The organism is Synechococcus sp. PCC 6717 (genome assembly GCF_022698185.1).
GTDB classification, from domain to species: domain Bacteria; phylum Cyanobacteriota; class Cyanobacteriia; order Thermosynechococcales; family Thermosynechococcaceae; genus Thermosynechococcus; species Thermosynechococcus lividus.
Map to the genome: position 1 here is coordinate 1 of NZ_JAKLTV010000008.1, position 23865 is coordinate 23865.

At 53.4% G+C, this 23865-nt stretch carries 25 protein-coding genes and 2 pseudogenes; 18 read left to right on the top strand and 9 right to left on the bottom strand.

Translation table 11 applies throughout. The features are described 5' to 3' along the window. Window positions 1-465: 465 nt before the first annotated feature. Window positions 466-1056, top strand: coding sequence for a chromophore lyase CpcT/CpeT (locus L5470_RS06450; RefSeq protein WP_448524456.1), 591 nt, complete (start codon window positions 466-468; stop codon window positions 1054-1056). Here L5470_RS06450 and lgt read toward each other — a convergent pair. Genes lgt through rpmI form a run of 3 tightly spaced genes read right to left on the bottom strand, consistent with a single transcriptional unit; the run spans window position 1053 to window position 2471 of the window. Further along, window positions 1053-1859 carry a prolipoprotein diacylglyceryl transferase gene (gene lgt / locus L5470_RS06455; RefSeq protein WP_099798672.1) on the bottom strand — a complete coding sequence of 269 codons (807 nt, stop codon included), beginning with the start codon at window positions 1857-1859 and terminating at the stop codon, window positions 1053-1055. The two genes, L5470_RS06450 and lgt, sit on opposite strands and share 4 nt — an antisense overlap. 19 nt (window positions 1860-1878) lie before the next feature. Then, window positions 1879-2238, bottom strand: coding sequence for a 50S ribosomal protein L20 (rplT, locus tag L5470_RS06460; RefSeq protein ID WP_448514807.1), 360 nt, complete (start codon window positions 2236-2238; stop codon window positions 1879-1881). Window positions 2239-2273: 35 nt separating this feature from the next. Beyond that, window positions 2274-2471: a 50S ribosomal protein L35 gene (gene rpmI, locus L5470_RS06465; RefSeq protein WP_099798670.1), complete on the bottom strand. Its 198-nt coding sequence runs from the start codon at window positions 2469-2471 to the stop codon at window positions 2274-2276. A 72-nt stretch (window positions 2472-2543) separates the two neighbouring features. Here rpmI and L5470_RS06470 point away from each other — a divergent pair, with 72 nt between their 5' ends. Continuing rightward, window positions 2544-2942 (top strand): hypothetical protein, encoded by a 399-nt coding sequence (locus L5470_RS06470; protein WP_099798669.1) that lies wholly within the window; start codon window positions 2544-2546, stop codon window positions 2940-2942. A gap of 11 nt (window positions 2943-2953) precedes the next feature. Then, window positions 2954-3685 carry a photosystem II electron transport protein, Sll1252 family gene (locus tag L5470_RS06475; RefSeq protein WP_499498915.1) on the top strand — a complete coding sequence of 244 codons (732 nt, stop codon included), beginning with the start codon at window positions 2954-2956 and terminating at the stop codon, window positions 3683-3685. Between the two features lie 497 nt (window positions 3686-4182). On the opposite strand, the gene L5470_RS06480 is transcribed toward L5470_RS06475, so the two are convergent. Then, on the bottom strand, window positions 4183-4815 hold the full coding sequence (locus L5470_RS06480; RefSeq protein WP_499498917.1) for an ISL3 family transposase: 633 nt from the start codon (window positions 4813-4815) through the stop codon (window positions 4183-4185). Then, window positions 4812-5246, bottom strand: coding sequence for a transposase family protein (locus tag L5470_RS06485; protein ID WP_499498919.1), 435 nt, complete (start codon window positions 5244-5246; stop codon window positions 4812-4814). The genes L5470_RS06480 and L5470_RS06485 overlap by 4 nt, the downstream gene beginning before the upstream one ends. A gap of 105 nt (window positions 5247-5351) precedes the next feature. Between L5470_RS06485 and cobA the strand changes: the two are divergent. Together cobA and L5470_RS06495 are read left to right on the top strand one after the other, a co-directional pair. Then, window positions 5352-6017, top strand: a pseudogene (gene cobA / locus L5470_RS06490) (uroporphyrinogen-III C-methyltransferase); the annotation flags it as partial. A 60-nt stretch (window positions 6018-6077) separates the two neighbouring features. Next, a complete protein-coding gene (locus L5470_RS06495; protein WP_499498947.1) occupies window positions 6078-6869 on the top strand; it encodes a uroporphyrinogen-III synthase in 792 nt (263 codons plus the stop codon). On the opposite strand, the gene L5470_RS06500 is transcribed toward L5470_RS06495, so the two are convergent. Beyond that, window positions 6846-7886 carry a SpoIID/LytB domain-containing protein gene (locus L5470_RS06500; RefSeq protein ID WP_499498921.1) on the bottom strand — a complete coding sequence of 347 codons (1041 nt, stop codon included), beginning with the start codon at window positions 7884-7886 and terminating at the stop codon, window positions 6846-6848. The genes L5470_RS06495 and L5470_RS06500 overlap by 24 nt on opposite strands. 455 nt (window positions 7887-8341) lie before the next feature. Between L5470_RS06500 and L5470_RS06505 the strand changes: the two genes are divergently transcribed. The 7 genes from L5470_RS06505 (at window position 8342) to L5470_RS06535 (ending at window position 14413) form a co-directional block, all read left to right on the top strand. After that, window positions 8342-8773, top strand: coding sequence for a BLUF domain-containing protein (locus L5470_RS06505; protein WP_499498923.1), 432 nt, complete (start codon window positions 8342-8344; stop codon window positions 8771-8773). Window position 8774: 1 nt separating this feature from the next. Beyond that, window positions 8775-9281, top strand: a complete 507-nt coding sequence (locus tag L5470_RS06510) for a YceD family protein (RefSeq protein ID WP_448526093.1) — start codon at window positions 8775-8777, stop codon at window positions 9279-9281. After that, window positions 9278-10777, top strand: a complete 1500-nt coding sequence (locus L5470_RS06515) for a Ycf46 family AAA ATPase (protein ID WP_099798891.1) — start codon at window positions 9278-9280, stop codon at window positions 10775-10777. The genes L5470_RS06510 and L5470_RS06515 overlap by 4 nt, the downstream gene beginning before the upstream one ends. 3 nt (window positions 10778-10780) lie before the next feature. Then, window positions 10781-11179, top strand: coding sequence for an SH3 domain-containing protein (locus L5470_RS06520; protein WP_099798890.1), 399 nt, complete (start codon window positions 10781-10783; stop codon window positions 11177-11179). Window positions 11180-11402: 223 nt separating this feature from the next. Then, window positions 11403-12464 carry an S-methyl-5-thioribose-1-phosphate isomerase gene (gene mtnA / locus L5470_RS06525; protein ID WP_099798889.1) on the top strand — a complete coding sequence of 354 codons (1062 nt, stop codon included), beginning with the start codon at window positions 11403-11405 and terminating at the stop codon, window positions 12462-12464. 225 nt (window positions 12465-12689) lie between these two features. Beyond that, window positions 12690-13712: a LysR family transcriptional regulator gene (locus tag L5470_RS06530; RefSeq protein WP_099798888.1), complete on the top strand. Its 1023-nt coding sequence runs from the start codon at window positions 12690-12692 to the stop codon at window positions 13710-13712. Window positions 13713-13882: 170 nt separating this feature from the next. After that, window positions 13883-14413 carry a hypothetical protein gene (locus L5470_RS06535; RefSeq protein WP_499498926.1) on the top strand — a complete coding sequence of 177 codons (531 nt, stop codon included), beginning with the start codon at window positions 13883-13885 and terminating at the stop codon, window positions 14411-14413. A 432-nt stretch (window positions 14414-14845) separates the two neighbouring features. On the opposite strand, the gene L5470_RS06540 is transcribed toward L5470_RS06535, so the two are convergent. The 3 genes from L5470_RS06540 to dnaA all read right to left on the bottom strand — a co-directional run bounded on the left by L5470_RS06540 (window position 14846) and on the right by dnaA (window position 17323). Further along, window positions 14846-15418 (bottom strand): 4'-phosphopantetheinyl transferase family protein, encoded by a 573-nt coding sequence (locus tag L5470_RS06540; protein ID WP_499498928.1) that lies wholly within the window; start codon window positions 15416-15418, stop codon window positions 14846-14848. A 32-nt stretch (window positions 15419-15450) separates the two neighbouring features. Next, a complete protein-coding gene (locus L5470_RS06545) occupies window positions 15451-15897 on the bottom strand; it encodes a hypothetical protein (RefSeq protein WP_499498930.1) in 447 nt (148 codons plus the stop codon). Window positions 15898-15991: 94 nt separating this feature from the next. Continuing rightward, window positions 15992-17323, bottom strand: coding sequence for a chromosomal replication initiator protein DnaA (gene dnaA, locus L5470_RS06550; protein ID WP_499498949.1), 1332 nt, complete (start codon window positions 17321-17323; stop codon window positions 15992-15994). 195 nt (window positions 17324-17518) lie between these two features. Here dnaA and rpmH point away from each other — a divergent pair, with 195 nt between their 5' ends. The 6 genes and pseudogenes from rpmH to L5470_RS06580 all read left to right on the top strand — a co-directional run bounded on the left by rpmH (window position 17519) and on the right by L5470_RS06580 (window position 23617). Beyond that, window positions 17519-17656, top strand: coding sequence for a 50S ribosomal protein L34 (rpmH, locus tag L5470_RS06555; RefSeq protein WP_099799755.1), 138 nt, complete (start codon window positions 17519-17521; stop codon window positions 17654-17656). After that, window positions 17656-17973: pseudogene (gene rnpA, locus L5470_RS06560) on the top strand (ribonuclease P protein component); the annotation flags it as partial. The gene rpmH and the pseudogene rnpA, both read left to right, overlap by 1 nt. A gap of 24 nt (window positions 17974-17997) precedes the next feature. Next, window positions 17998-18393, top strand: coding sequence for a PH domain-containing protein (locus tag L5470_RS06565; protein WP_376787950.1), 396 nt, complete (start codon window positions 17998-18000; stop codon window positions 18391-18393). 47 nt (window positions 18394-18440) lie between these two features. Continuing rightward, window positions 18441-19643: a membrane protein insertase YidC gene (gene yidC / locus L5470_RS06570; protein ID WP_499498933.1), complete on the top strand. Its 1203-nt coding sequence runs from the start codon at window positions 18441-18443 to the stop codon at window positions 19641-19643. An 8-nt stretch (window positions 19644-19651) separates the two neighbouring features. Beyond that, complete coding sequence (locus L5470_RS06575; RefSeq protein WP_099799752.1) at window positions 19652-20173, top strand: Jag family protein; 522 nt, start codon at window positions 19652-19654, stop codon at window positions 20171-20173. Between the two features lie 141 nt (window positions 20174-20314). Then, complete coding sequence (locus L5470_RS06580; RefSeq protein WP_499498935.1) at window positions 20315-23617, top strand: tubulin-like doman-containing protein; 3303 nt, start codon at window positions 20315-20317, stop codon at window positions 23615-23617. The last annotated feature ends 248 nt before the right edge of the window (window positions 23618-23865 follow it).

Consider the following 23865-nt stretch of genomic DNA (forward strand, 5'->3'; position numbering starts at 1 on the left):
GCTCTTCCGATCTCCGCCCACATCACTCCTATAACTCACTACAGCCTAGCACACCCTCGGGCGCAGTGATGTTCCACTTCGGGTATCACGCCCTATTACCAAAAAAACGCCGTAAAGCCCCTGCCTTCAGGCATGGGGATATAAGGCGCATGTTGTGTTATCGAAAATTTTGGGTCTAAAAACTCGTCTTTTAGAGTGGTTTTAGTTTAAACTAAAACCAGAGGTAAGGGTAATCAACCTCTCTAAAAACCCAATAGCCTAACGGCTAGAAAACAACCTAAGTTTTTTTGGTTGGTTTAACAGTACCTTTGGGCAAAAGGGAACTGCCCCGCAAGGGGGAACGCTTGGGGAGATAAGCACCGCTGTTGTAGCAGGGCAGCCTGATGCGATAAGTGCTGTCGCAGAACCAAGAATAAGAATCCCCTGCCGTTAGGCACGGGGAGTATGTCAATTGATAGCTGCTGTATGAGCCACGCCACCGATGTGTTAACCCTTGGCCGTTGGATGGCCGCTGATTTTAGCAATCAAGCCCAAGCCTTTGAAAATCCGCCTTTTTATGCCCATATTCGCGTATGTATGCGACCGTTGCCTAGGGGCGTGCTAGAGGGGATTGGGCTGTACGTTGAGCAAGCCTACGACTATCTGCTGGGGGTACCCTACCGCACGCGAGTGTTGGAACTTCTGCCCGCTGAGGATCACATTGTCATTAAAAACTATGTGCTTAAGGACGAGAAGCGCTTTTTCGGCGCCGCCCGCGATCGCCAACGCTTAGCGCAATTAAGCGCCGATGACCTAGAGTTGCTGTGCGGTTGTAATATGCTCACCTACTGGACTGGGCATAGCTTCCGTGGGGAAGTAGAACCCGGTAAGGCCTGTAAAGTGGTGCGCAAAGGCCGCGATACCTATCTGGATAGTACGTTTGAAATTGATGGCGATCGCTTTATCAGCCATGATCGCGGTCGGGATCCTAACACCGATGAACACGTTTGGGGGTCTGTAGCAGGTCCATTTCACTTTGTGCGTTGGCAAAGCTTTGCCGAGGAAGTAGTCGCCTAATGCGACTGCCAGTCCGGCAAGGTTTTTCCTTGGCTGTAGAGACGAAATAACCCCCACACACCTAGGGCAATCCACGCCAAACTGACCACTTGAGCAATGCGCAGCGACCCCAGCATCAGGCTATCTAAGCGTAAGCCTTCAATCCAAAAGCGACCAAGGCTGTAGGCAATAGCGTAGGTCAGCAGCAGCGTGCCTGGCTTTTGGTAGCGGGGCTGGCCAAACAACCACAGCAGCAGGGCAAATACCGCTAGGTTCCAGAGGGATTCGTAGAGAAACGTCGGATGGTAATAGGCCTCTGCCAGTAACCCCGGCGGGCGGTGGTGGGCAGGAATGTACAGTTTCCACGGTAAATCTGTGGGGGCACCAAAAGCTTCGGAGTTAAAAAAATTGCCCCAGCGGCCAATGGCTTGCCCCAAAATCAAAGAGGGGACAATGACATCCCCTATTTGCCAGAAGGAGAGCCGTCGCCAGTAAGTAAATAAGGCCATTGCTGCCATTCCCCCCAAGATGGCACCGTGAATGGCAATCCCACCGCGCCAAATCTGAACTACTTGATCAAGGTGTTCTTGGTAATAAGCCCAGTTAAACGCAACGTAGTAAAGGCGCGCCGCTGGAATGGCACCGATAACCAACCAAATGGCTAAATCGGCAATCACATCGGGATCCAGTTGCCGCTGCCGAGCGAGGCGCTGACTGAGCCAAATACCAATAAAAACAGCAACGGCAATCAGCAGGCCATACCAACGGAGGGAGATTACCCCCAGATTCAGCATGGCACCGGGGGACTGAAAAGTGGCAATCATGCCCCAACTACCTCGTGAGTCAAGGAGTTGAAGTGGAGCGGGCAGTGCTAATCACTGTTGCAAAGGCATCGGCATCGAGCACGGCAAGCTGTGCCAGCATTTTGCGGTTGAGTTGAATATCGGCCTTTTTGAGGGCGCCAATGAGTTGGCTGTAGCTCATGCCGTGTTGCCGCGCCGCTGCATTAATGCGGGCGATCCACAGTCGCCGGAAGTCCCGTTTCCGCCGCCGGCGATCGCGATAGGCGTTGCACAGCGCCTTCATTACCACCTGATTAGCGGTGCGGAATAATTTGGAGTGGCCAGCTCGGTAACCTTTGGCTAGCTTGAGAATTTTTTTACGCCGTTTGCGGGCAACGTTACCCCGTTTAACCCTTGCCATACGTTAATCCTTCATGATAGGGAGCCGAGTGTGTTTTAAGCGTAGGGCAACATCAACGAGACCCGCTCAAAGTCCCGTTCGTCCACCAGCGCTTTTTGGGAGAGGCGATTTTTGCGATCGCTCCCCTTGTGCTCAAGTAAATGATTTTTATTGGCCTTGCGGCGGATAAATTTGCCACTGCCGGTGGCTCGAAAACGCTTGGCGGCAGAACGACGAGTTTTCAGCTTTGGCATAGCCTTGCCCTATTTTAGACACAGCTTTCTAGTGTACTATTTTGAGAAGAGTTTTGGCAAGATTGCGCCCCCATGGAACTGCGGTTTATTCCCGTTGAAGAATTTTACTTTGCCTTGACATTAGCCGTGCGCACCCTCGAAGACATCGGTGATGCAGCCTTGGTCGAGCAGATGCGATCGCGCCTTCAGGAGCGGTTTGGCCAAGCGTCAACCGTAGCGGCAGGACGGCAAAACACCTTTAATTATGTGTTTCGAGTTGAGGGGGTCGATAACAGCCCGGCCTCCCAGCTTGTGATCTCCATTGCAGATTGGCAGGGCAAAATTCGCCTGAGCAGTGACTACGGCTGGAGTTTAGACCCCCAGCGCAAAACCATTCGCACCGAGAAGTTTAGCGATCGCCCCCGGTTTTGCCAGCAGCTGAAGCACTATCTAGCGCAGTGGCTGGATGTACCGCAGATCACAACTCTTTAGGTGGAAGAATTATGTCGGCGATCGCGGCACTGGTTGATACAGCGCTTAAAACGTGGTCAGTCCTCCATACCCCCTTTCTGCCGCCGGATGAGCTAGCAGCGGTGCTGACTGACATCGGGCAGCGGGTCGATGTCCATGCTCAGCCTTGGGGTGGGTATCCCCAAGCAGAGCGCTGCCGGTTGGCGATCGCCCCTGCGGAGCTATCCCTAGACGATCAGCGTCCTCCCCTAGCCTTGGTGCGCATTAGCGGTAACTTTCTGTTTGACCCCGCCACCTATATCGATTTTGAGTCAGCCCTAGAGGCAGCGGGTGTAGCTGCTGATGACTACGGTGATATTATTCTTTTAGGAGAGCGAGGTGCGCAAGCAATTGTCAACCCCGACAGCCTTCCCTTAATCACTACCGCACTCAAGCAGGTTCGCACAGTGCCTGTAACCGTTGMCCCCTGTCCTTGGGATCAATTGGCCGTTGCACCGCCGCAAACCAAGCATCTCACCACCGTCGAAGCTTCCCTGCGCCTCGATGCCGTTGCCTCAGCTGGATTTGGCCTCTCCCGCAGCAAAATGAGTGAATGGATTAGCAGTGGTATGGTGCGCGTCAACTGGCACGTTGTGCAGCACCCCCGGTATGCCGTCAAAGTGAACGACCTCATCACTATTCGAGGTAAAGGCAGACTCGTGATCCAAGGGATTCAAACCACAAAGAAAAATCGCTATCGTCTTGAAATGGAGCGCACCCGTTGATCCGGCTTCTGTTCTGAGGATGGGGATGTCCGGTGTCACCTACCCCCGACACTCATCTTCGTTGAGTAAATACAATTCACACATACAGTGCGGCACTTCCCGCCGATTTAGCTCAGTCGTTAAAATCGTTTATGGATGCATCAGTGACGTAAAAATGCCGCAAGCATTGCCCTACCAAAACACACCGCAATCAAGTCAAGAGGTGCCCCAGCCTCACTTTTTGAAGGTATGGGTTGCCTATCTCCTGTGGTGCTTGAGTTTATTTGGTCTCTGAATCATGCCAGCATTTTACTGGCAGCGATTGGTCTGCTTTTATAGAAACCGGAGGGTTCGGGAACCGGATAAAACCTCGCTCGTTCCCGACGGGGATACAGAACGGTTCCCGCGCCTACGGCAGTAGGCAGAATCAGTCTTGACATTAGACAAAGTGATGTCCTGACTGATACGTGCAACGACGAGTCGATTTTAGCTGTATGCCATCTTCTCTCATACGGTTGCTATTCACGTAAATCGGCATCTATAATAACTGCATACCATCTGGCTCTATCGTCCGAGTTATGCTTAACTAACCAATCGAGTTGAAAGGTTCCATCTTTCCAATCTTTTGCTTGCTCAAAGATGGCTCTAAACGATTCCTTCTCCTGATGCATTCGAGCCAGACTTGGCACTACTTCTCGAATTTCTTCCAGTTTTGCTTTTTGCTTCTGAGTTAGATTTTCCTCCGGCTTCAGTAACGCATATTTACTTTGTTTGAGCGCGGCTGCAATCTGGGCTTTCTGGACTTCATTTACCGTCTGCTCATTCGCTTTACAAATACTTTTTCGAGCCTTATCCAATTCCTGATTCACAATTTTTATAAAATGAAATCGGTCAGCAACCACCGTAGCATTCGGTAGGAGTTTATGAACCAAACTTTTATAGTTTCCAGACAGGTCAATGCTCACCTCAATAATTTGATTGAGTACCGCTGCTCCCCATGCCTCAAGCACTTGCCTCACATCTTCCTGCTCGCGAGAAGGGGCAAAGGCAAGGGGAATTCGCCGCTCTAAATCGACCAAAACAACTATGTAATCTCCTTGTCCTTTACCTAAGGAAATCTCATCTATACCTAATCGTTTTACTGAACTCACATCGACGTGGAGTTTTTTTTACTGACATACTGTACCATTGACCATACTTCTTCATCAGTGAGACCATTTAAAATTGCAACATTATGAATGTCGCTGTGCAAAACCTGTTGCACGATTGACTGAGCAAATCGATCCGTTTGCTTGCGACGATTGCCGATGAAATCGAGCGTTTCACTGAATGGCTTACCACAAGTTCGACACTTAAACTGGCGACGATTGATCTTAAGAAATACGGTTCGTCCACTGATGCTTAAATCTCGCACTAGATACCAATGATTCTGGTGTAAATGACAACTTTTTTGTTGGCAACGTGGGCAAATCGCCTCGGTTGTCTTTGCTTCCACTATAAGAATCAATTCTCCCGCAATATCGGTATAATCTTCAACCTCAATTCCAGGTAGGTTGAGTAGATCAGTTAGAAGTAGCTGCATATCTTAGATTTCGTATAGCATGTTACATTAGCATACCAAGTCCGATAGACCCACCTAGCCAAACACTATATTTCCCAAGGATAGAATTCAGTGACTATTTTTTTTGTGGGTGCTGGGTTAGGAACGGTGGCTGATCTGACGCTACGGGCGATCGCTTGTCTGAAAGAAGCGGAGGTCATCCTCTACGATGCGCTGATCCACCCCTCCTTGCTAGATTTAGCTCCTGCCCATTGCCTCAGGGTTCCTGTCGGCAAACGCGCGGGTGGGGCAGCCCTACCCCAAGCAGCGATCAACCAGCTTCTGTGTGACTACGGCCACCGCTATCGTCGCGTAGTACGGCTCAAAAGTGGTGACCCCGGACTGTTTGGCCGCCTCCAGCAGGAGGTAGAGGCCGTCTTAAGTGCGGGGCTGGCAATAGAAGTGGTGCCGGGGGTGACCTCCGCCCTCGCTGCCCCTTTACTGGCAGGCTTGTGTGTGACAGCCAAGGACGTGAGCCAATCTGTGGCCATTGTGTCGGGCCATGCCCCTGAAACCCTGCCGTGGTCGAGCCTTGTGCAAATCGAAACCCTAATCCTCCTGATGGCCACTCGCTCGCTGCGCTATATCCTAGAGCAACTGATTGCTGTGGGGCGATCGCCCCACGATGGCCTAGCTATTGTGCAATGGGCGGGACAACCCCAGCAGCAAGAGTGGTTTGGCACCCTTGAGGAGTACCTAAACATAGCCGACCACCCCGATATGGCYCCCGCCGTTGTGGTGATCGGTGCCGTTGCGCAAAAGCGGTACCCTTTCGCTAGGCTAGATCTAGCACTGCCCGCCTTAACATCGCCCATGCCCGATTTCCCCTTATCTGGTCAAACCGTTCTTGTGMCCCGTGCTGCTGGCCAAGCCAGTCCCTTTAGCCAACAGTTAAGGGCTGCAGGGGCAACGGTTCTGGAATTGCCCACCCTAGAAATTGTTCCCCCTAGCTCTTGGCAGCCTCTCGATACAGCCTTAAGTCAACTGCCCCAGTTTGACTGGCTGATTCTCACGTCCCACAATGCCGTGAACTTTTTTATGCAGCGGCTGCAACAGCAGGGCAACGATAGCCGTGCCTTAGCCACCCTCAAGATTGCAGTTGTCGGTGAAAAAACGGCTCAGACGCTGCAAACCTACGGTCTTGTGGCAGATTTTATCCCCAGTGAATTTGTGGCCGATGCGCTAGTGGCTGAGTTCCCAGTGCCTGTGGCTGGGCTGCGTCTCCTGTTTCCACGGGTTGAAAGCGGTGGCCGTCCCCTTTTAGCCGATGCATTTACTGCCGCTGGTGCGACGGTGAGTGAAGTGCCCGCCTACGAATCGCGCTGCCCTCAGCAGGCTGACCCCACCATCCTAGCTGCGTTGCAAGAGGGACGGGTAACTACGGTAACCTTTACCAGTTCCAAGACCGTTAAGCACTTTTGTCAATTGGTTGGCGCTCAGGCGGCAACGCTTCTTGCATCGGTACAGATTGCCAGCATTGGTCCGCAAACCTCTGAGACCTGCCGCCAGTTGCTCGGGCGAGTGGACTGCGAGGCTCAAGACCATAGTGTGCAAGGGTTACTGAGTGCCTTAATATCACGCTCACTGGGTTTGAATTTGCGATAGACCCGCCCCCGGATAGTAAGTGCCCAAAATTTGCAGGTGGTTATAGCCGCGTTTGCCCAGTTCGTAGGCGCCGGTTTGGCTCATGCCCCGTCCGCCAAAGACCTCCCGCACAATGTCATCGGTTGCAGCATACATCGACACCATCACCCGACCACTCTTGGTAAGGACAATCCCCCGGGTAGCTTGAACGGCGGCGTGCCCTGTTGTCCACTCTGTTTCAATACCGCGATAGACTTGCCAGCGCTCATCGTTGCCGAGGTCAAAAAAGCGACTGGCGGGCTGAAACATCTGTGCCAAGGCGTAGGAACGAGCAGCGATCGCCTGCGCTTTCAGGGTTGCCATCGGCCAGTCAGGATACACTTCCGACCCCACAACACTGACAAGGTATTGCTCTAGATCCACCTGATTCACTGCGGTGACGGTATTGCCTTGGGCAATGAGGCGAACAACCCCGCGATACCATTTACTACCCACAAAGGTGAGTTGATTACTGGGGCGAATCCACAGCGAGGCAGCAAGGGGTTGACCATTCCAGAATAAAATCCCCTCGCGAGCGGTCACTGTTGCCCCTTGGGAGGGGATCAATTGCGTCATCACCTGCTGTTGATCGTTCGTAACAGGGGTGGCAACGGCAGTGCCAACGGTTAGGTGGGCGTGATCCCGGGCGATCGCCACGCGCACTTGCGGTGCTGGGTCTTGGCTGGGGGGCACGGGCTGGAGGGCAACCGGTGGAACCGCCGGTACAATGGTTTTCGCGTGTGGGGTTGCTGGAGGGGCTGTTGTCGGCGCTTTATTGGGTATGTTTGGTGTCCAAAGTAGAGGACTGCGACCATCAAGAAGGGGGCGAGGCAATGGACGCTGGGGGGCGGCGAGTGGTTCAGGCAAAGCTGCGGTTGAGGGCAGTAAAGTACGGAGCAGCCACAGCGTCAGGCCACCACTGAGGAGTGTGGCCAAACCGAAGGACATCACTAGGGGCGATCGCCGTCGCCGCGTTGGTTGGAGCAGAACCCAGCCCATTGATACTGCCTCCTCATTCACCTTGTTTATTCTGACACTCCCTTGCCTCAAACAGGGAGAGCCGTGGTTTGACCGAGCAACTGTCAGCCACAGTAGCGCTCAAACAACTGGTACGGTACTCAACAGGTGACCTACCCCCGGTATTCATGTTGGCGCATAGAGGGCGGGGTTCTCAGTAACTCCTGCTAGTGCATCGGACGTGACCCAAGAACGCCGTAAAGTCCCTAGCTTTAGCGATGGGGATATAAGGCGCAAATTATTTTCCTTTGTGTTGTGTTTTCTTTTGTGTTGTGCCGCACTCGTACTAGTGGCAGGGKATTCAAGGCTGGATTCTAGCTCATGTCCAAGATGTGCATACACAGTAGCTGCCTTATAGGGAGGGGTCTTTCAGAGGGTCTGAGGATGATCCCTTTCATGGCATAGTGGAATTGTGTTGGATTTGCAACGGATTGTTGATGAGACTTCACCGCCTCCTCTACCTCAGTTCGGCGACTGATGGCCTAGCCTACTCCGATTTGCGAGACATCATGGCTAAGTCAGAAGTGAACAATGTCCGCGATGGGATTACGGGGATGCTCTGCTTTGGCAATGGGATGTTTTTGCAGACTCTTGAGGGCGATCGCCGCAAAGTTAGCGAAACCTACGCTCGCATTCTCAAAGACCCCCGCCACCACAGTGCCGAAATCATTGAATTTAAGGAAATTGATGAGCGCACCTTTATTAATTGGTCAATGCGGCTGGTGCAATTGGGAGATATGGACAGCGACACCATCCGGTTGCTGCGCCTAAAATACTCCCCTGCAGTTACTTTTCAGCCTGCCTCCATGAATGCCCAGCAGTGTTTTAGCTTCCTGCAAGAGCTTTATCGGATGACCCAAGGAACCTAGCGTGGCCGAGCATCACTGGCTCTCTATCCCTGATCTTCTCAGGTTGCCAGATCACACCTACGAATGGCAGGTCAGTGCGCAATGGCCGGAGTTCGCTACCTTAACCCCAGTGCAGGGTGTTGTCAGTGTGAGTCATCGTCAGACCTATCTGGAGGTGTCCGCAAATGTGGGCACGATTATGACCCTCTGTTGCGATCGCTGTTTACAGTACTACAATCATCGGCTCGTGTGCACGACAACGGAACTGATCTGGCTGGCGGACACTGCGGCTGTGCCTGATGCAAATGTTGTGGATGACCTTGTGGAAAGCCTGCCCGCCACAGGGCGTATCGATTTAGTAGATTGGTTGTATCAGCAGTTATGCTTAGCCCTGCCCCACCCACAGTACTGTGATCCTCAGTGTGGTGGGATTATGCCACCCGCAACGGGAGAGGCGATCACGGATCATCGCTGGGCGGCCTTAGCGCAACTGCAATCTGCCTTAGAGCGTTCTGACCCACCATCGTGAGTGCCCATTCCGATCTGGAACTGCTACTGCGTGCCCGCTACCCGCTGTTGTATATCCCCACAACAGAAGAAGAGCGTCTGGAGGCGGTACTGCACAGCATTAGCCAGCGGTTTAACCAGCGTCCTCTCTACATCTGGGACTTTGTAGACGGGTATCAGGGAACCGCCAACGATACTGGTACCGCTAAGCGTAATCCTCTGCAAGCGTTAGAATTCATTGAAAAATTGCCTGCCCCTGCCGCGGCGATTATTTTGCTGCGGGATTTTCATCGGTTTCTTGACGATATTGCAATTTCCCGGAAGCTGCGGAATTTAGCACGGCTGTTAAAGTCCCAACCCAAGAACCTGATTTTGCTAGCACCAACGGTACAGTTACCCCCTGAACTCCGCGATGTGGTTACGGTGGTGGAGTTTCCGCTGCCCCGTCGCGATGACATTCATGCCGAATTACTGAAGCTATGCCAAAGTTTAGGGACAACTCCCTCAGAAGCAGTGCTGGATCAGTTGATTCGCGCCTGTCAGGGGCTAAGCCTTGATCGCATTCGCCGGGTCATTGGCCGGGCGATCGCCCTTAATGGTACCCTTGACGCTAGCCATGTCGATTTAGTCCTTGAAGAAAAGCGTCAAATCCTGCGGCAAACCCAAATTCTTGACTTTTATCCCGCTCAGGAAACCATTGCGGATATTGGTGGCCTCGACAACCTCAAAGAATGGTTGCTGCGCCGGGGAGGTGCCTTTTCAGAGCGTGCCCGTCGCTATGGCTTGCCCTATCCGCGGGGCGTGCTCTTAGCAGGGATTCAGGGAACCGGTAAATCCCTAACCGCGAAGGCGATCGCCCACCAATGGCACTTGCCTTTACTGCGGCTAGATGTAGGGCGGTTATTTGGCGGCATTGTTGGCGAATCCGAAGCCCGCACCCGTGACATGATCCAAATTACTGAGGCGCTTGCCCCCTGCGTGCTGTGGATTGATGAACTGGACAAAGCCTTTGCAGGCATTGATAGCCGCGGTGATGGCGGAGCCAGTAGCCGTGTCTTTGGCACAATTATTACATGGCTTGCAGAGAAAACCTCCGCCGTCTTTGTCGTTGCCACTGCCAATAATATCCAAGTATTGCCGCCAGAGCTATTGCGCAAAGGCCGCTTTGATGAAATCTTTTTTGTGGGCTTACCCAGCGTCGATGAGCGGCGGGCAATTTTTGAAGTGCACCTCAGCCGGGTACGGGGCGATCGCCTCGGGCATTATGATTTGGATCGGCTCGCCTACGAAACCATTGACTTTTCTGGTGCTGAAATTGAGCAGTGTATTATTGAAGCCATGCATCTTGCCTTTAGTCAAGATCGCGACTTCACCACCGAAGATTTACTCCACGCTGCCAGTGAAATCATTCCCTTGGCGCGCACCGCTCGCGAACAGGTTCACCAACTGCAAGAGTGGGCCGCCTCGGGTCGGGCACGGTTTGCGTCTCGCCTGCTGCCTTCCCCCAATAGCCGTTAACCCATGAAACTCCTGCGCTTACTGCAATGGTTGTTGGGTACCCTGCTGGGGCTAGGACTCATTGCCACTACTGTGGCAGTCATTATTACACCATTAATTTTTGGCTTACTGTGGGCACCCCCACGCCCCAACGTCGAAGTAGAGCAACCGCTACCCACTGCTCAGACCGCGACCTCTCCCGCCAGCACCTCCCCAGCACCAGTCAAACACGGACGAGTAACCTATGCTGAAGGATTACGGGTGCGCGATCGCCCTGATCGCGAGGCCGAAGCCCTAGGAAGCATCGACTTTGAAGAAGTTGTTACCATCCTTGAGCGCAGTGGCGATGGCGAGTGGGTCAAAGTACGCACCCAAAATGACCTAGAGGGCTGGGTATTGGCCTTTGGCATTCAGGAACAATAGCTAGGCAATCCCTAAGAAGAACGTTCTAGCAAAAGACCTAGACTTTGCCTAGGAGCTGGGCTTGTTTGTGTGACCTGTGGACTCTTGATGGCAGCCACCGGCTCAAAATTGTCAATCGCCGGGAGGGGCACACCTACCTTTTGAGGCGATTTTGTGGATGGGCTGGGCTATGATAACAAGTTGTTTAGGTGCTGCAAGTACAGGCAGAGGTAAGGAGACAGTCGTGGCGGGTTCTGAGAGTATGGGGGCTATTTTTCCGGTCATTTGGCACGGCGATCGCGTCCATTTAATTGATCAGACCCGCTTACCCGCCGCCTATGAATTGAAAGAGATCAGGACGTCTGCCGAGATGGCGACGGCTATTCGCACCATGATTGTTCGCGGTGCCCCGGCCATTGGAGTGGCTGCTGCCTTCGGCATGGTATTGGGAGCGCAGGAGTATAGCGGTAGCGATCGCGCTAGCTTTTTGGCACATTTGGAAGCAGTGGCTACTGACCTCCGGCAAACCCGTCCTACTGCGGTGAATCTGTTTTGGGCAATTGATCGCATGCTGAGTGCAGCTCAGGCTGAAACTGCCACCATCGAGGCGCTAAAAGACCATTTATTGGCAACCGCCCAAGCCATTGCCAGCGAGGATGTGGCCACCTGTCAAGCCATTGGTCAGCATGGGTTGGCTGCCCTACCCAGCACCCCTGAAAAACTGCGGCTGCTGACCCATTGCAATGCGGGAGCGTTGGCCACAGCAGGCTATGGTACGGCTCTCGGTGTTGTGCGATCTGCTTGGCGTGCCAACCGTCTAGAGCGGGTCTATGCCGATGAAACCCGCCCGCGCCTCCAAGGTGCTAAGCTCACAGCATGGGAATGTGTGCAAGAAGGGATTCCGGTGACCCTCTTAGCAGATACGATGGCTGCCCACTGTATGCAGCGCGGCATGATTGATGCCGTTGTGGTCGGTGCCGATCGCATCGCTCTGAACGGTGATACCGCCAATAAAATTGGTACCTACAGCGTGGCGCTGGCGGCCCAAGCCCATGACATTCCCTTTTTTGTGGCTGCCCCTCTCTCCACGATTGATACCAAGATTCATACTGGTGCAGAGATCCCGATTGAAGAGCGCCATCCCCAAGAAATTTACCAAGTGGGGTTTACTCGTATTGCGCCCGCTGGCGTTGATTTCTATAACCCCGCCTTTGATGTCACCCCAGCCCACCTCATTACCGGCATTATTACTGAACTGGGGGTGTTTGCGCCTGCGGATCTTGCGCGGGGGATTGGTGCTGCCTAACTCGCCCCTGCTACCCCTGTGGCAATATGTTGCAAAGTATATGTTGCAAAATGTAACTATCATTTGAGAAATATCCAACCCTGTAGAATCAATTCTGGGAGGCATATTGCGGGGTTGAGGTGCCGAAGGGCTAGCCTGCAAGCGTCTTGACCCGTACCAATTGGTTAGGATTCCTGATAAGTTCAGAAGAACGCCTCTTATCAGCCTCGTTATGGCTTAACGCCCATGTCGGATCTGCCATTTTCCCTTGATCAATTACGGATTCTCAAGGCGATCGCCCTCGAAGGGAGCTTTAAGCGAGCCGCAGATAGTCTTTACGTCTCGCAGCCTGCCGTTAGCTTACAGGTTCAGAACCTTGAGCGCCAACTGAACGTACCGCTGTTTGATCGGGGCGGGCGGCGCGCCCAACTCACCGAAGCAGGACAGCTTTTGCTCTCCTACGGCGATCAGATTCTTTCGCTATGTCAGGAAGCCTGCCGTGCCATTGAAGACCTGCAACAGCTCCAAGGGGGCACCCTGATTATTGGGGCCAGCCAAACCACCGGCACCTACCTTATGCCCCGGATGATTGGTTTATTTCGCAGCAAATATCCAGAGGTGGCCGTGCAACTCCATGTTCACTCCACCCGCCGCACCTGTTGGAGCCTTGTCAACGGCCAGATTGATCTGGCGATTATTGGTGGGGAAGTGCCCTCGGAACTGAGCGAGCAAATTACCGTTACCCCCTACGCCGAAGATGAACTTGCCTTAGTATTGCCCGTAGAGCATCCGCTGTCGGGAATCGACATGCTCTCCAAGGAGGATCTCTACAAACTAAGTTTTATTACCCTAGATGCCCAATCCACCATTCGCAAGGTCATTGACCAAGTGCTGCAACGAGCCAACATTGATCCGCGCCGCCTCAAGGTGGAAATGGAGCTGAACTCGATTGAAGCGATAAAAAACGCTGTCCAATCTGGTTTGGGGGCTGCGTTTGTGTCTGTTTCCGCCATTGAGAAGGAACTACAACTGGGTAGTTTACAGCGGGTCAAAATCGAGAATGTGGTGGTGAAGCGCACGCTATCCCTCATTACCAACCCAAACCGTTATCGATCGCGAGCAGCGGAGGTCTTCTGCCGCGAAATTCTCACCCAGTTTGCCACGTTTACCCTAGGCAATGAGTTGGAACCTCTAAAAAATCCGCTCTCCGATAGCGAAAAACCCCTTAAGGAACTGTTGGCGATCGCCCCCACCGAAACCAGCGAATAGCAGCGCAGGGAATTGGTTCGAGTTGTTGTTGCAGCAGTTTCATACCGTTGTCAAGTCGCTGTCATCTTCCTCAGCCACGATTGATAGTGTTCTGTCTTGGTAGCCCCTCTGCCATGTCTTCAGATGCATTCCACCGTTTTTCCATGAGTGTCAATCTGGCGGGAACGACTATGCCTAAACGTGATGACTCCTTGATGATAACTGCTGAACCAGCCATTAACCAACAGCGATTTGACGCCTTCCTAGGGGTGATTGATACCTTGGGCACGTGGTTCGGTATGAGCGAAGCCCAAATAATTCACCTCGATTTCTTGCAGTCGTTGCCCGAGCATACCTTTGGCCATGACCTTGCCACCTTTTACCAGCACGAAGGACTGACCCCCTTCACCACTGGCCCCCGCCGCAAGCAACTCCACGATGCCAGCCATGTCTTAACGGGCTATGACACCGACTTAGTGGGTGAAGCCGAGTTGCAAGCCTTTCTTTTGGGGATTGGCTTTACGCCCCTCAATGCCTTGCTCAAGCGGCAAGCCTGTCGGCGCATTCGTCAGCTTAACCTGCTCTCGGCAACAGCGTTGGAGCAACGTCTTACCGCGGCGTATCGTCGTGGCCAACAGAGCCGCTTTGATCCCAATACATGGCCGGTCGAGCGTCAGTGGTATTTACCGACACCTCAGGTGCGCAGTATTTACGGCTTATAGGAGTGATGTGGGCGGGCTAAAACCCCTCCGCTTTAGCGAGGGGATACAGCCAACTCAGGGGGCTTTAGCCCTCTCTATGTGTTAAACTAGAGACGTGGAAAGTAGGCGTATCAACTACGCGAGGAAACATCCTAGTACGGAGAAATCCCGGCAAGTAAGTCACTACCGCTTTGGCGGCAAGCCTAAACCACTGCAAGCAATGGCAGGATGTTGAGCGTATCGAACTGGCTAGTGTTGAAAAGTGCGAAACCACGAACCGAAACATAAACGTAGTCCCAATAGCAGAAATGCTTGAGGTGAGTAGGGGGTCTTTGACTGCCCCCACCCGCATTAAGTTGTGGGTGACAGCTCAAGGGAAAAGCGAAGCAATGCGGCTTCAGCCCGTTGCGTAGCATCCTTTGGGAATCCCCTCTCTTTCAAGGAGGAGAGAAGTCAAGCGCAATTGTGCGGTGGCAGCCGGAAAAACTGCACATCGGGCGGATCAGGGCAAAGGGTGACAACAGTAGCCACAGTGCGATCGCCAACCCCAAAGCGATAGGCATAGTGGGGTTCTAGGGCTGGCGGCAACTGCCATAGCGAGCCGCCATGGGCTTTGAGCCACGCTTCGTAGTAGGTCCACCCGTATAGAAATACCCGATCGCGCTCCTCCTCAGGCGCAGCCGCTAAAGCTGTTTGCAGCCCAGCACCAAAAAAACGCCGCGCGATCGCCTGCCGATGGGGGTGGGGGCGCACCACTTCTATATCAGCACCCACCGCCCATGCACCACTGACAGCAAGGAGCGCAATCTCTTGGGAGTGACTCCAATTAAAGTTCAACTGGGGTAAATAGGGTTTTCCTGAAGCCGTGGTGGGCAGAGGCGCCTCGTCTAGATCTGGCAGATAGAGGCGCAGATACTGGCGGAGAACTGCTTGCCGGGGTTGATGGCGCGGCAAAAGAACCCACCACAGATGGAGGGACTGGGGCTTCAAAACCTGTGGCCTAGATTGCCATTGGGGATGCAGCACGGGGGGTAGGGGAGCGTCCCACACCATTCCCTCTAGACCCCTAGGCGTTTTTGTAGCGACAGCAGATGCGTACGGGGGTTGATGGGGGCACGGGGAAGGGGCAGATCAAAATTCGGCCAGTTCCCAAGGCTAGCGCAGGGACAGTGAATCGGTGGTAAGCCATTACAAGGCAAGGCAATGGGCATTTGGCAGCGGGCACAGGGGGTAATGTCCCAGCACTGGGTCAGCAGTTGCGCAATGGTTTCATTCGTGTCTTCTAAAAAACAGTCTCCAGCCTGCCCAGACATTAAGAATGCCCAGCACGCCTCAAAGGCTTGACTGTAGCGATCGCCCTGCAGCACTGGCTGCGGTAGGAGTCGCTGTTTCCCACCCCAAATACAGACGCGCTTGCCTAACTGAAACCAAGATGCCAAATAGGACTTGACTTTTGCTTGAGCGGCTAAAAATGCACAGCCTTCAAGATCAGTGGTGGCAGTCATGGCAACAACCTCGGCAGTGTAACTCTACCCTAGCGCAAGAACACCAAGTCGCTCAAATCCGCAGATTTTAGAGCACCGAACACCCGTAAGGATGTTATGGTTCCGTTGGCCGACTGGCAAGGTTGATGCGATCGCTCAATTGCCGCAGCAGGCTACCCATTTCCGGATCGCTGCGTTGCAGTTCCGCCACCTTATCACAGCTATACATGACCGTAGTATGGTCTTTACCACCAAATTCTTCGCCAATTTTTGGCAAACTCAAGCCAGTGTATTGCCGCATCAGATACATCCCCMCCTGACGCGCCACACTAATTTCCCGACGGCGCGAGTTGCCTTTGAGATCGCTTATAGGGACATTGAGGGTCTCTGAGACGACTTGCAAAATGATCTCCGGCGACGTTTCAATTTTGCGGGTTGCCGGACTCAGAACCGGTGCAATGTTTTCCACGGTCATGGGTAGCCCAGAAATTGAAATGTACGCCACCGCCCGAATCAGTGCCCCTTCTAGCTCGCGAATATTGGAGGTGTAGCTGGCGGCAATGTATTCAATGACCTGCCGCGGCAAGCGGATATTTTCGTACTCGGCTTTTTTTTGCAGAATGGCCATGCGGGTTTCGAGATCGGGGGGTTGAATATCGGCAATTAGCCCCATCGAAAAGCGGGAACACAGCCGCTCCTGCAAGCGTGGAATTTGACTGGGGGGGCGATCGCTGGCGAGCACCACCTGCTTGCCGGCTTCGTGGAGGGTGTTAAAGGTATGGAAGAACTCCTCTTGGGTGTACTCCTTCCCCTCAATAAACTGAATGTCATCTACAAGCATCACATCCACTGCGCGGTAGTGCTCACGAAAGCTCTGCATACTGTCTTTGCGGATGGCGGCAATCAGGTCGTTGGTGAACTGCTCCGTCGATACATAAAAGATTTTGGCGTTGGGATCAATTTCGAGACGATAGTGACCAATGGCCTGCATCAGATGGGTTTTACCCAGCCCAACCCCGCCACAGAGAAACAGCGGGTTAAACTCGCGCCCCGGCGACTCTGCGACCGCTAAACAGGCCGCATGAGCCATGCGGTTATTGGGGCCAACCACATAGCGGGAAAAGACATACTTAGGATTCAGATCACTGCCCCGCTGCCGCGCCGGTGGACTTACAGCAGGCTCTGGCTCCGAACGATTGATGGGGTGAATACTGGTGTCGTGCTCTGCGCCTTGGGCGATCGCCAACTCAATGGTGATGGCTTCGCCAACAATTTCACGCGCCACATCGGCAATGGTTTTCAGGTAATACTTCTGCAACCAGTTACGGGCAAACGGATTGGGGGCACAGATGCTCAAGACCTGCCCATCGAAGGATTGTACCGTTGCCGTTTTAATCCACGTTTCAAACGTTGGCCGACTCAACAGCAGTTGTAGCCGCTCTAACATCTGGCACCAAAGTTCCTCGGCAGAACTAATCACAAAAACCTCATTAATGGCAATGTCAAGGAACGACAACCCACCACCGCACGGTGAGCCTAGCAATGGCTACCCGTGCCTCGCAAGAAGTGATACGATTGTAGATCGCTCTGACAGGTAGTGGGGCGCAAGATTCCAACTGCTGTTCAACAATCATACCTAGCCATGACTCAACGTACACTGGGCGGCACTGTCCGCAAACGCAAACGCACCTCTGGGTTCCGTGCTCGCATGCGCACCAAATCGGGTCAAAACGTCATTAAAGCACGGCGGCGCAAGGGACGGGCACGGCTAGCGGTCTAGTGCTGCCACCGCGACATCGTCTGCGCGATCGCCACGATTTTGAGCGCGTTTACCAGCAGAAAAACGCCCATCATGGCCAGCTTGTTATCCTGTGGCTGGCACCTCAGCCCTCACCCCAACCCTCGCGGATTGGCATTGTGGTCAGCAAGCGTGTGAGTAAGCGAGCGGTGGATCGCAATCGTCTGAAGCGTCAGTGGCGGCGCATTTGCCGAACCTTACTGCCCCAGATAGCCATGGGGTGGGATATGATTGTGGTAGTGCGTCAGGCTGCCCTCAACGTCAGTGACAGCAACTGTCGCGCTGAACTAACGCAGTTAATGGCAAACGCAGGGGTAATCGCAATGCCGGGGATTACAGAAGAGGTATTTTACGAAGGTGGCCCCCACTGGGGGGATTTAGCAATTAACCTGTTACTGGGGTTAACAGTGATTTGTTTACCCCTCACCGCTGGAGCCGTTGTCCGTGCCCTCTGGCTCCGGTATCGCATTACCAACCGGCGAATTACCGTCATTGGTGGCTGGATGGGGCGCGATCGCTCCGATGTTATCTACAGTGAAATCACAAAAGTAGTCACCGTGCCACGGGGTTGGGGTGCCTATGGAGACATGGTGGTCACCCTCAAAGACGGCAGCCGCCTTGAAATGCGTGCCATTCCACGTTTTCGGGAAATTTACGACTTCATTTCCACCAAGCTGAATCCCGCTGCCAAACAGGTGAGTGGCGCGATTGGTTCTTAGCCCCTAATATGGTTCTGTTAACTGTTCACCCATAGCTGCAGGATTCCATGGATTTTGGTATCGGTTTCCTTTCCAACAATGTCATGCTGCCAATCCTCGATTTTTTCTACGGGATTGTGCCTAGCTATGGCTTGGCCATTGTCGCGCTGACCTTAGTCATTCGCCTTGCGGTGTATCCCCTGAGTGCGGGGTCGATTCGCAACATGCGGCGCATGAAGGTTGTGCAGCCCATCATGCAAAAGCGGATGCAAGAAATCCAACAAAAGTATAAAGATAAGCCCGCAGAGCAGCAGCAGGCGATGGCAGAGGTCTATAAAGAGTTTGGCAATCCTTTGGCGGGGTGCTTTCCACTTCTGTTGCAGCTACCAATTCTGTTTGCTCTGTTTGCAACGTTGCGCGGCTCCCCCTTTGCAGATGTGAACTACCAAGTGAACCTGCAAATTGTGCCACCGGAGCAGATTACCCAAGTCCAACCCTTTGCCACTAAGCCCCAGAATATCTACGTCGATGAAGGGGTTCATTTTCCGGTGCAGGCTGTTGTGCCGGTGGGAAACAAAATAGGGGTCGGCCAAGAGGTTGATCTCCTATTTCAAACCAAGGATGGCAAACCGTTTACTGAGCTTGCGCAAGCCTATCCCAACAGCCACCTGCAACCGCGCTGGCAAATTATCCGAGGGCAGGAGCGGGCAACGGTGGATGCGCAGGGGCACCTGCACGCCCTGCAACCCGGCGATATTACGGTGCAGGGAACGATTCCCGGCATTGCCGCAGACAAAGGATTTTTGTTTATCTCTGCCCTTGGCCATGTAGGTGCTATCGATAGTGAACTGATTTCCACCCTGCCCGATGGCACTCGCCAAATTAATTGGGGGGCAATTCACTGGGATATCCTCATTATGATTCTGGGGTTTGGGGTCAGCCTCTATGTCAACCAACTCCTTTCGGGTCAAGGCAGTACGGGAAATCCGCAGCAACAAACGGTGAACCAGCTCACCCCAATTATTTTTTCAGGTATGTTCCTGTTTTTCCCACTGCCTGCGGGGGTGCTGCTGTATATGCTGATTGCCAATATCTTCCAAACGGTGCAAACCTTTATCCTGCAACAAGAACCCCTGCCGGAGAACATTCAAAAACTGGTTGAGGAGCAAGAGCGCAGCGAGGCAATGAAAAATCGCGGGTCTTTACCCTTTGAAGCAAAGGGAGCAAAAGGAGTCAAGCCCACCAAGGCTAAGCGTAATCCCTCGAGTTGAGAGCGCCAATGACGGATGATCCTATTGCGGCTGGTCGAGTGTGGCTAGAGAATGTGCTTGCCTTAGGGGGGTTCAAGACCACCGTGGCGGCGATTCCGTCGCCATTGGCAGAGGTGGCGACGGGGTATTGGCTGGAAATTCAAGATCACAGTCTGAGTCGCGAACAGGTGAACGCACTCCTTGCCAATAACGCCCAAGCCCTTGATGCACTGCAGTATCTCCTCAATGCAACCTCCAACCTAGGGCAGCCACGGGAGGCACAAACGGCCTTTACGCTGGAGCTAGCTGGGTATCGCAAGGCTCGCTATGCGCAACTTCAGGAGATTGCGCAGCAGGTGGCACGGCAAGTGCTCGAAACAGGTCAAACAGTTGAAATCCAGTCTTTGACTGCGGCGGAGCGGCGGGTGGTACATACGCTAGTGAAGACCCTGAGCGATCGCCTCGAAACCTTTAGCCATGGCGAAGAGCCGGATCGCCGTCTGGTGGTTCAGCTAAAGCAGCAGGAGCCCCGCGCTCTCCCGTTGGCGTAGGAAACTGCTTTGCTTGAAGTGTTGTCGGTGAACCAGTCATTCTAAGCTGTGAGGCTAGAAGAATCCCCTGCCTTTAAGCGTGGGGAGCATATCAAGTGCGAGTTGCTAGGATGGGAGCAACGGACACAGGGGCTAACAACTATGCCTGCTCAAGTAGACGAGAAGTCGATTGTGCCAACCGTTATCGTTGGGGTTGGCGGCACTGGCATTGAAGTACTATCGCGGGTGCGGCGCTTAGTGGAGGAGACCTACGGCAGTCTCAAGCAGTTTCCGGTCATTAGTTTTTTGGCGATTGATACTGATCGCGACTATAAAGTCAGTAATCCGCTGGCGGCTGGTTCACCCCTGAAAGATAACGAGAAACACTGGGCAAGCGTCAGTGGTAAAAACGTCCAGCAAATTATTCAAAACCTCGAGAATTATCCGTGGATTGGCTCATGGTTTCCCAAGGAGCTAGAGCGCAACATTACTGCCCTTGAAGCGGGAGCCGGTCAAATTCGTGCCTGTGGTCGTTTTGCCTTCTTTTGCAACTACCATGCCATTCAGCAAAAGTTTCAGGCCGCCAGCGATCGCGTCAAAGGGCACGAAAACCTGATGCAACAGCGTTATGGCCTCAAGGTCAACAACAGCAGCTTAAATGTGTTTATTACCGGGTCGCTCTCCGGCGGCACCGGCAGTGGCATGCTCATTGATCTGGGCTACTGTACCCGCCACTGGCTCAAAGGTCAGGCTAGCCCCCTTGTGACTGGAATTGTGCCAATGCCCAATGCATTTGCTGGCATTAGCGTGGGCGATCGCGTCTTGGCAAACGGCTATGCAGCACTTATGGAATTGAGCTATTTTGCCGACTACCGAACCGAGTACGTCGCTCAGTTTAGTAGCAGTCTTGGGGATGAAGTCCGCTATACCTCGCCCCCCTTTGACTTTACCTATCTGGTGGGCACCAAAAACGGCGAGAGCGAATTTAAGCTGGACGAGATTCGCGAAATGATTGCCCAAAACATCTTTTTGGATCTCACCTCCGACTTTGCCCCCCACAAACGCTCCATTCGCGACAATATCAAAGCCGCTTGGGCCGCCCAAGATGCTGGGGGACGGGGCTACCCCAAAAGTTTTATGGCCTTTGGCCTCTCCAGCATCGAGATTCCCATCGCCCAAATTCGCGCCTCGCTAACCTATCGTCTGTGCCAAGATTTTATGAGCTGGTGGCTGAATGAGTCTGTGCAGTTACCACCGCAGTTACTCGAACTCACCCAAACACTGCTCAAACCCATGAATCTGCTGGATATGGATTTGGTCTTAGCGTTGGCGGCGGCCGGCGATCGCCCCTATATGCAGGAAATCTCCCGCTGGGTGAACGATCTGCGCAATCAAATTAGCCGCGACAATCGCCTTGAATGTACCCAACAGGGGGTAGGCGGCATGATGGGGAGCGAAAAAGGCAAGATTTTACAGTTTGTGCCGTGGCTCACCGAAGAAGTGGAGAACTATCGAGCAGCCCACCTGCGGGATTTAGGGCCTGACGAGCGGCTGCACGGAGACTTTTTGCAGCGTATGTACGATAACCGCAATAAACTCATTCAGCAGGTGCGCCACAGCCTTGAGGAGGAGTTCTACCGCATTGTTGAGGATCGCAACCGGGGTCTCAAGTTTGCAACCGCAGTGCTGACACAAATCCGGCAAATTTTTACCAATCAAGCCGAAAAGTATCGTCGTGAACTTGAACAAACGTGGCAGCCCAACGAAATCAACCGCCAACGCCAGTACGAAAACGCTCTTCAGGATATAAGCCACTACGCCAACCTCTTTGGTCTCTCGAAACAGGCAAAAATGGAGGAATTTTGCCAGCAGGCACTCGAAGGGATTGAAGGAGCCTTGAGTGCTACCATTCAGCGCAAAGCGCGCACCCTTGCCCTTGAGGTCATGGCCAAACTGGAGGAATGGCTGCAACGCATGGACGCGCAACTTGCGACGCTCACTCAACGCTTGATGAGCACCCGCGATGTCTTCAAAACCCTTGCCGATAGTCAAGCCGATAGTGCTGATGCCCTGCGCATTAATGGCATTAAGCTCTACGATCGCCAAGACCTTAACGGCCTCTATCAGGATCTGATGGAGCGCTTTGCAGGTGCTAACACCGGCGTGCAATCGTCGTTTACCCTTGGCCTGAACCATGTGTGTACCACGGCGGCGGCAACGATTTTGCAGGAGGCCAGTCCCCTGTGGAAAGATACCCGTGCGGCCAACGAAGTGATGCGCCTGCTGGATCTGGCGCAACTTGCGGAGGTGCAACAGAGCGATCTGCGCGAGATTATCCATGAAACCCTGCGGCGCACCCTCCAGAATGCCCCAGCAGAGAGCCGTCTTGTCCGTGAGCTTACCGCGGGCGATCGCCTCTTTCAGTTCTACCGCAATGATGAAGGCGAGATTCTCAGTGCCCTGCGTTTGGCGTACCAAAAATCAAAGCCGCTGCTGATCCTGTCCCAAGCGGTGATGAGTGGCCGGGATGCGGGGTTTACCCCTTCGGTGAACACCAACATTGCTATTGTTGGCGGTGAAAATACCACAGATGTAGCCGCCCAAAAACTCATCCCCCTCCTGAAAAACTTGGTCAAGCCCAGTGGTCAAAGTATTACCAGTGATGACATTAAGCCCTTGGGCGATCGCGAACGTCACCGCATCGTCTTTGTCCAAGAAATGGGTGGCTTTTCTCTGCGCTGTATTGAAGGAATGTCAGAACTGCGGCAGTCCTACCAAGATTGGCGCGGACAAATGATTAGCGCCAAGCGGGCACGCCTACGGGGTGAAAACCGCGATTTACCCATTCCCGTCCACCTCCAAAAAGACCCGCCCTTTTGGGATGTATTTCCCGAAAACCCACAAATTCTCAAACTCGTCATCATTGCCCGGGCGTTGGCAGTGCTCAAACCCGCAGAGAACCGTGCCACCCGCGAAGCCACCATCCGCTACAGCCGCCATACTGCCGTTGGCCTAGAGGATGTGGATATTGCCGCCAACTGGGAAGAAGTCACCCAAGTGCTGGAAGTGCAAGCCTGTCGCCCAGACCTCGAAGAAATTCAACGCCAAGTGACCGTCATCCTCAATGCCGCCGAAACCCCTGCTCAAAAGCAGGGACTGTACGAGCACCTCATGGCCTATCTAAAACAGCGCGAGCAGGATCTACAAAAAGTGGGCGGGCGCGATAGCCTCGAGTATAAGCGAGAAGCGGCAACCCTACAGGAGATCATTCAGAGCCACCGCCTCGGAACCCTTTCTGTGAGCACCCCAGTAACTGTTACAGCCGAACCAGAACCAGCCCCGCCCGCTGCAAACACTAGTGCCACAGGCTTAGATCAGCTTCAGCAGTTAATGGCGATGTACGAGAAGGGGCTGCTCTCGGAGGCAGAGTTTCAGGCCGCTAAACGTAAACTTTTAGGACTATAGCGCGACGCGGCTTGCTAGCCTAGTGTTGCTGAGTGCGGCTATGAGTTGCCCTCATCCCCAACCCTTCTCCCTAGGGAGAAGGGAGCTAAGAGTCTTGTTCCCTCTCCCCAAGGAGAGGGCTAGGGTGGGGGCGGCAAAAGACTCAAACCCGAACATCATACTTAATACTCAGCAACACCCCAACGCTCATCCTTCAGATAGAGCGCGGGCTTCCTGTCTAGAACAGCTAAAATGCATAGGATTGAGGT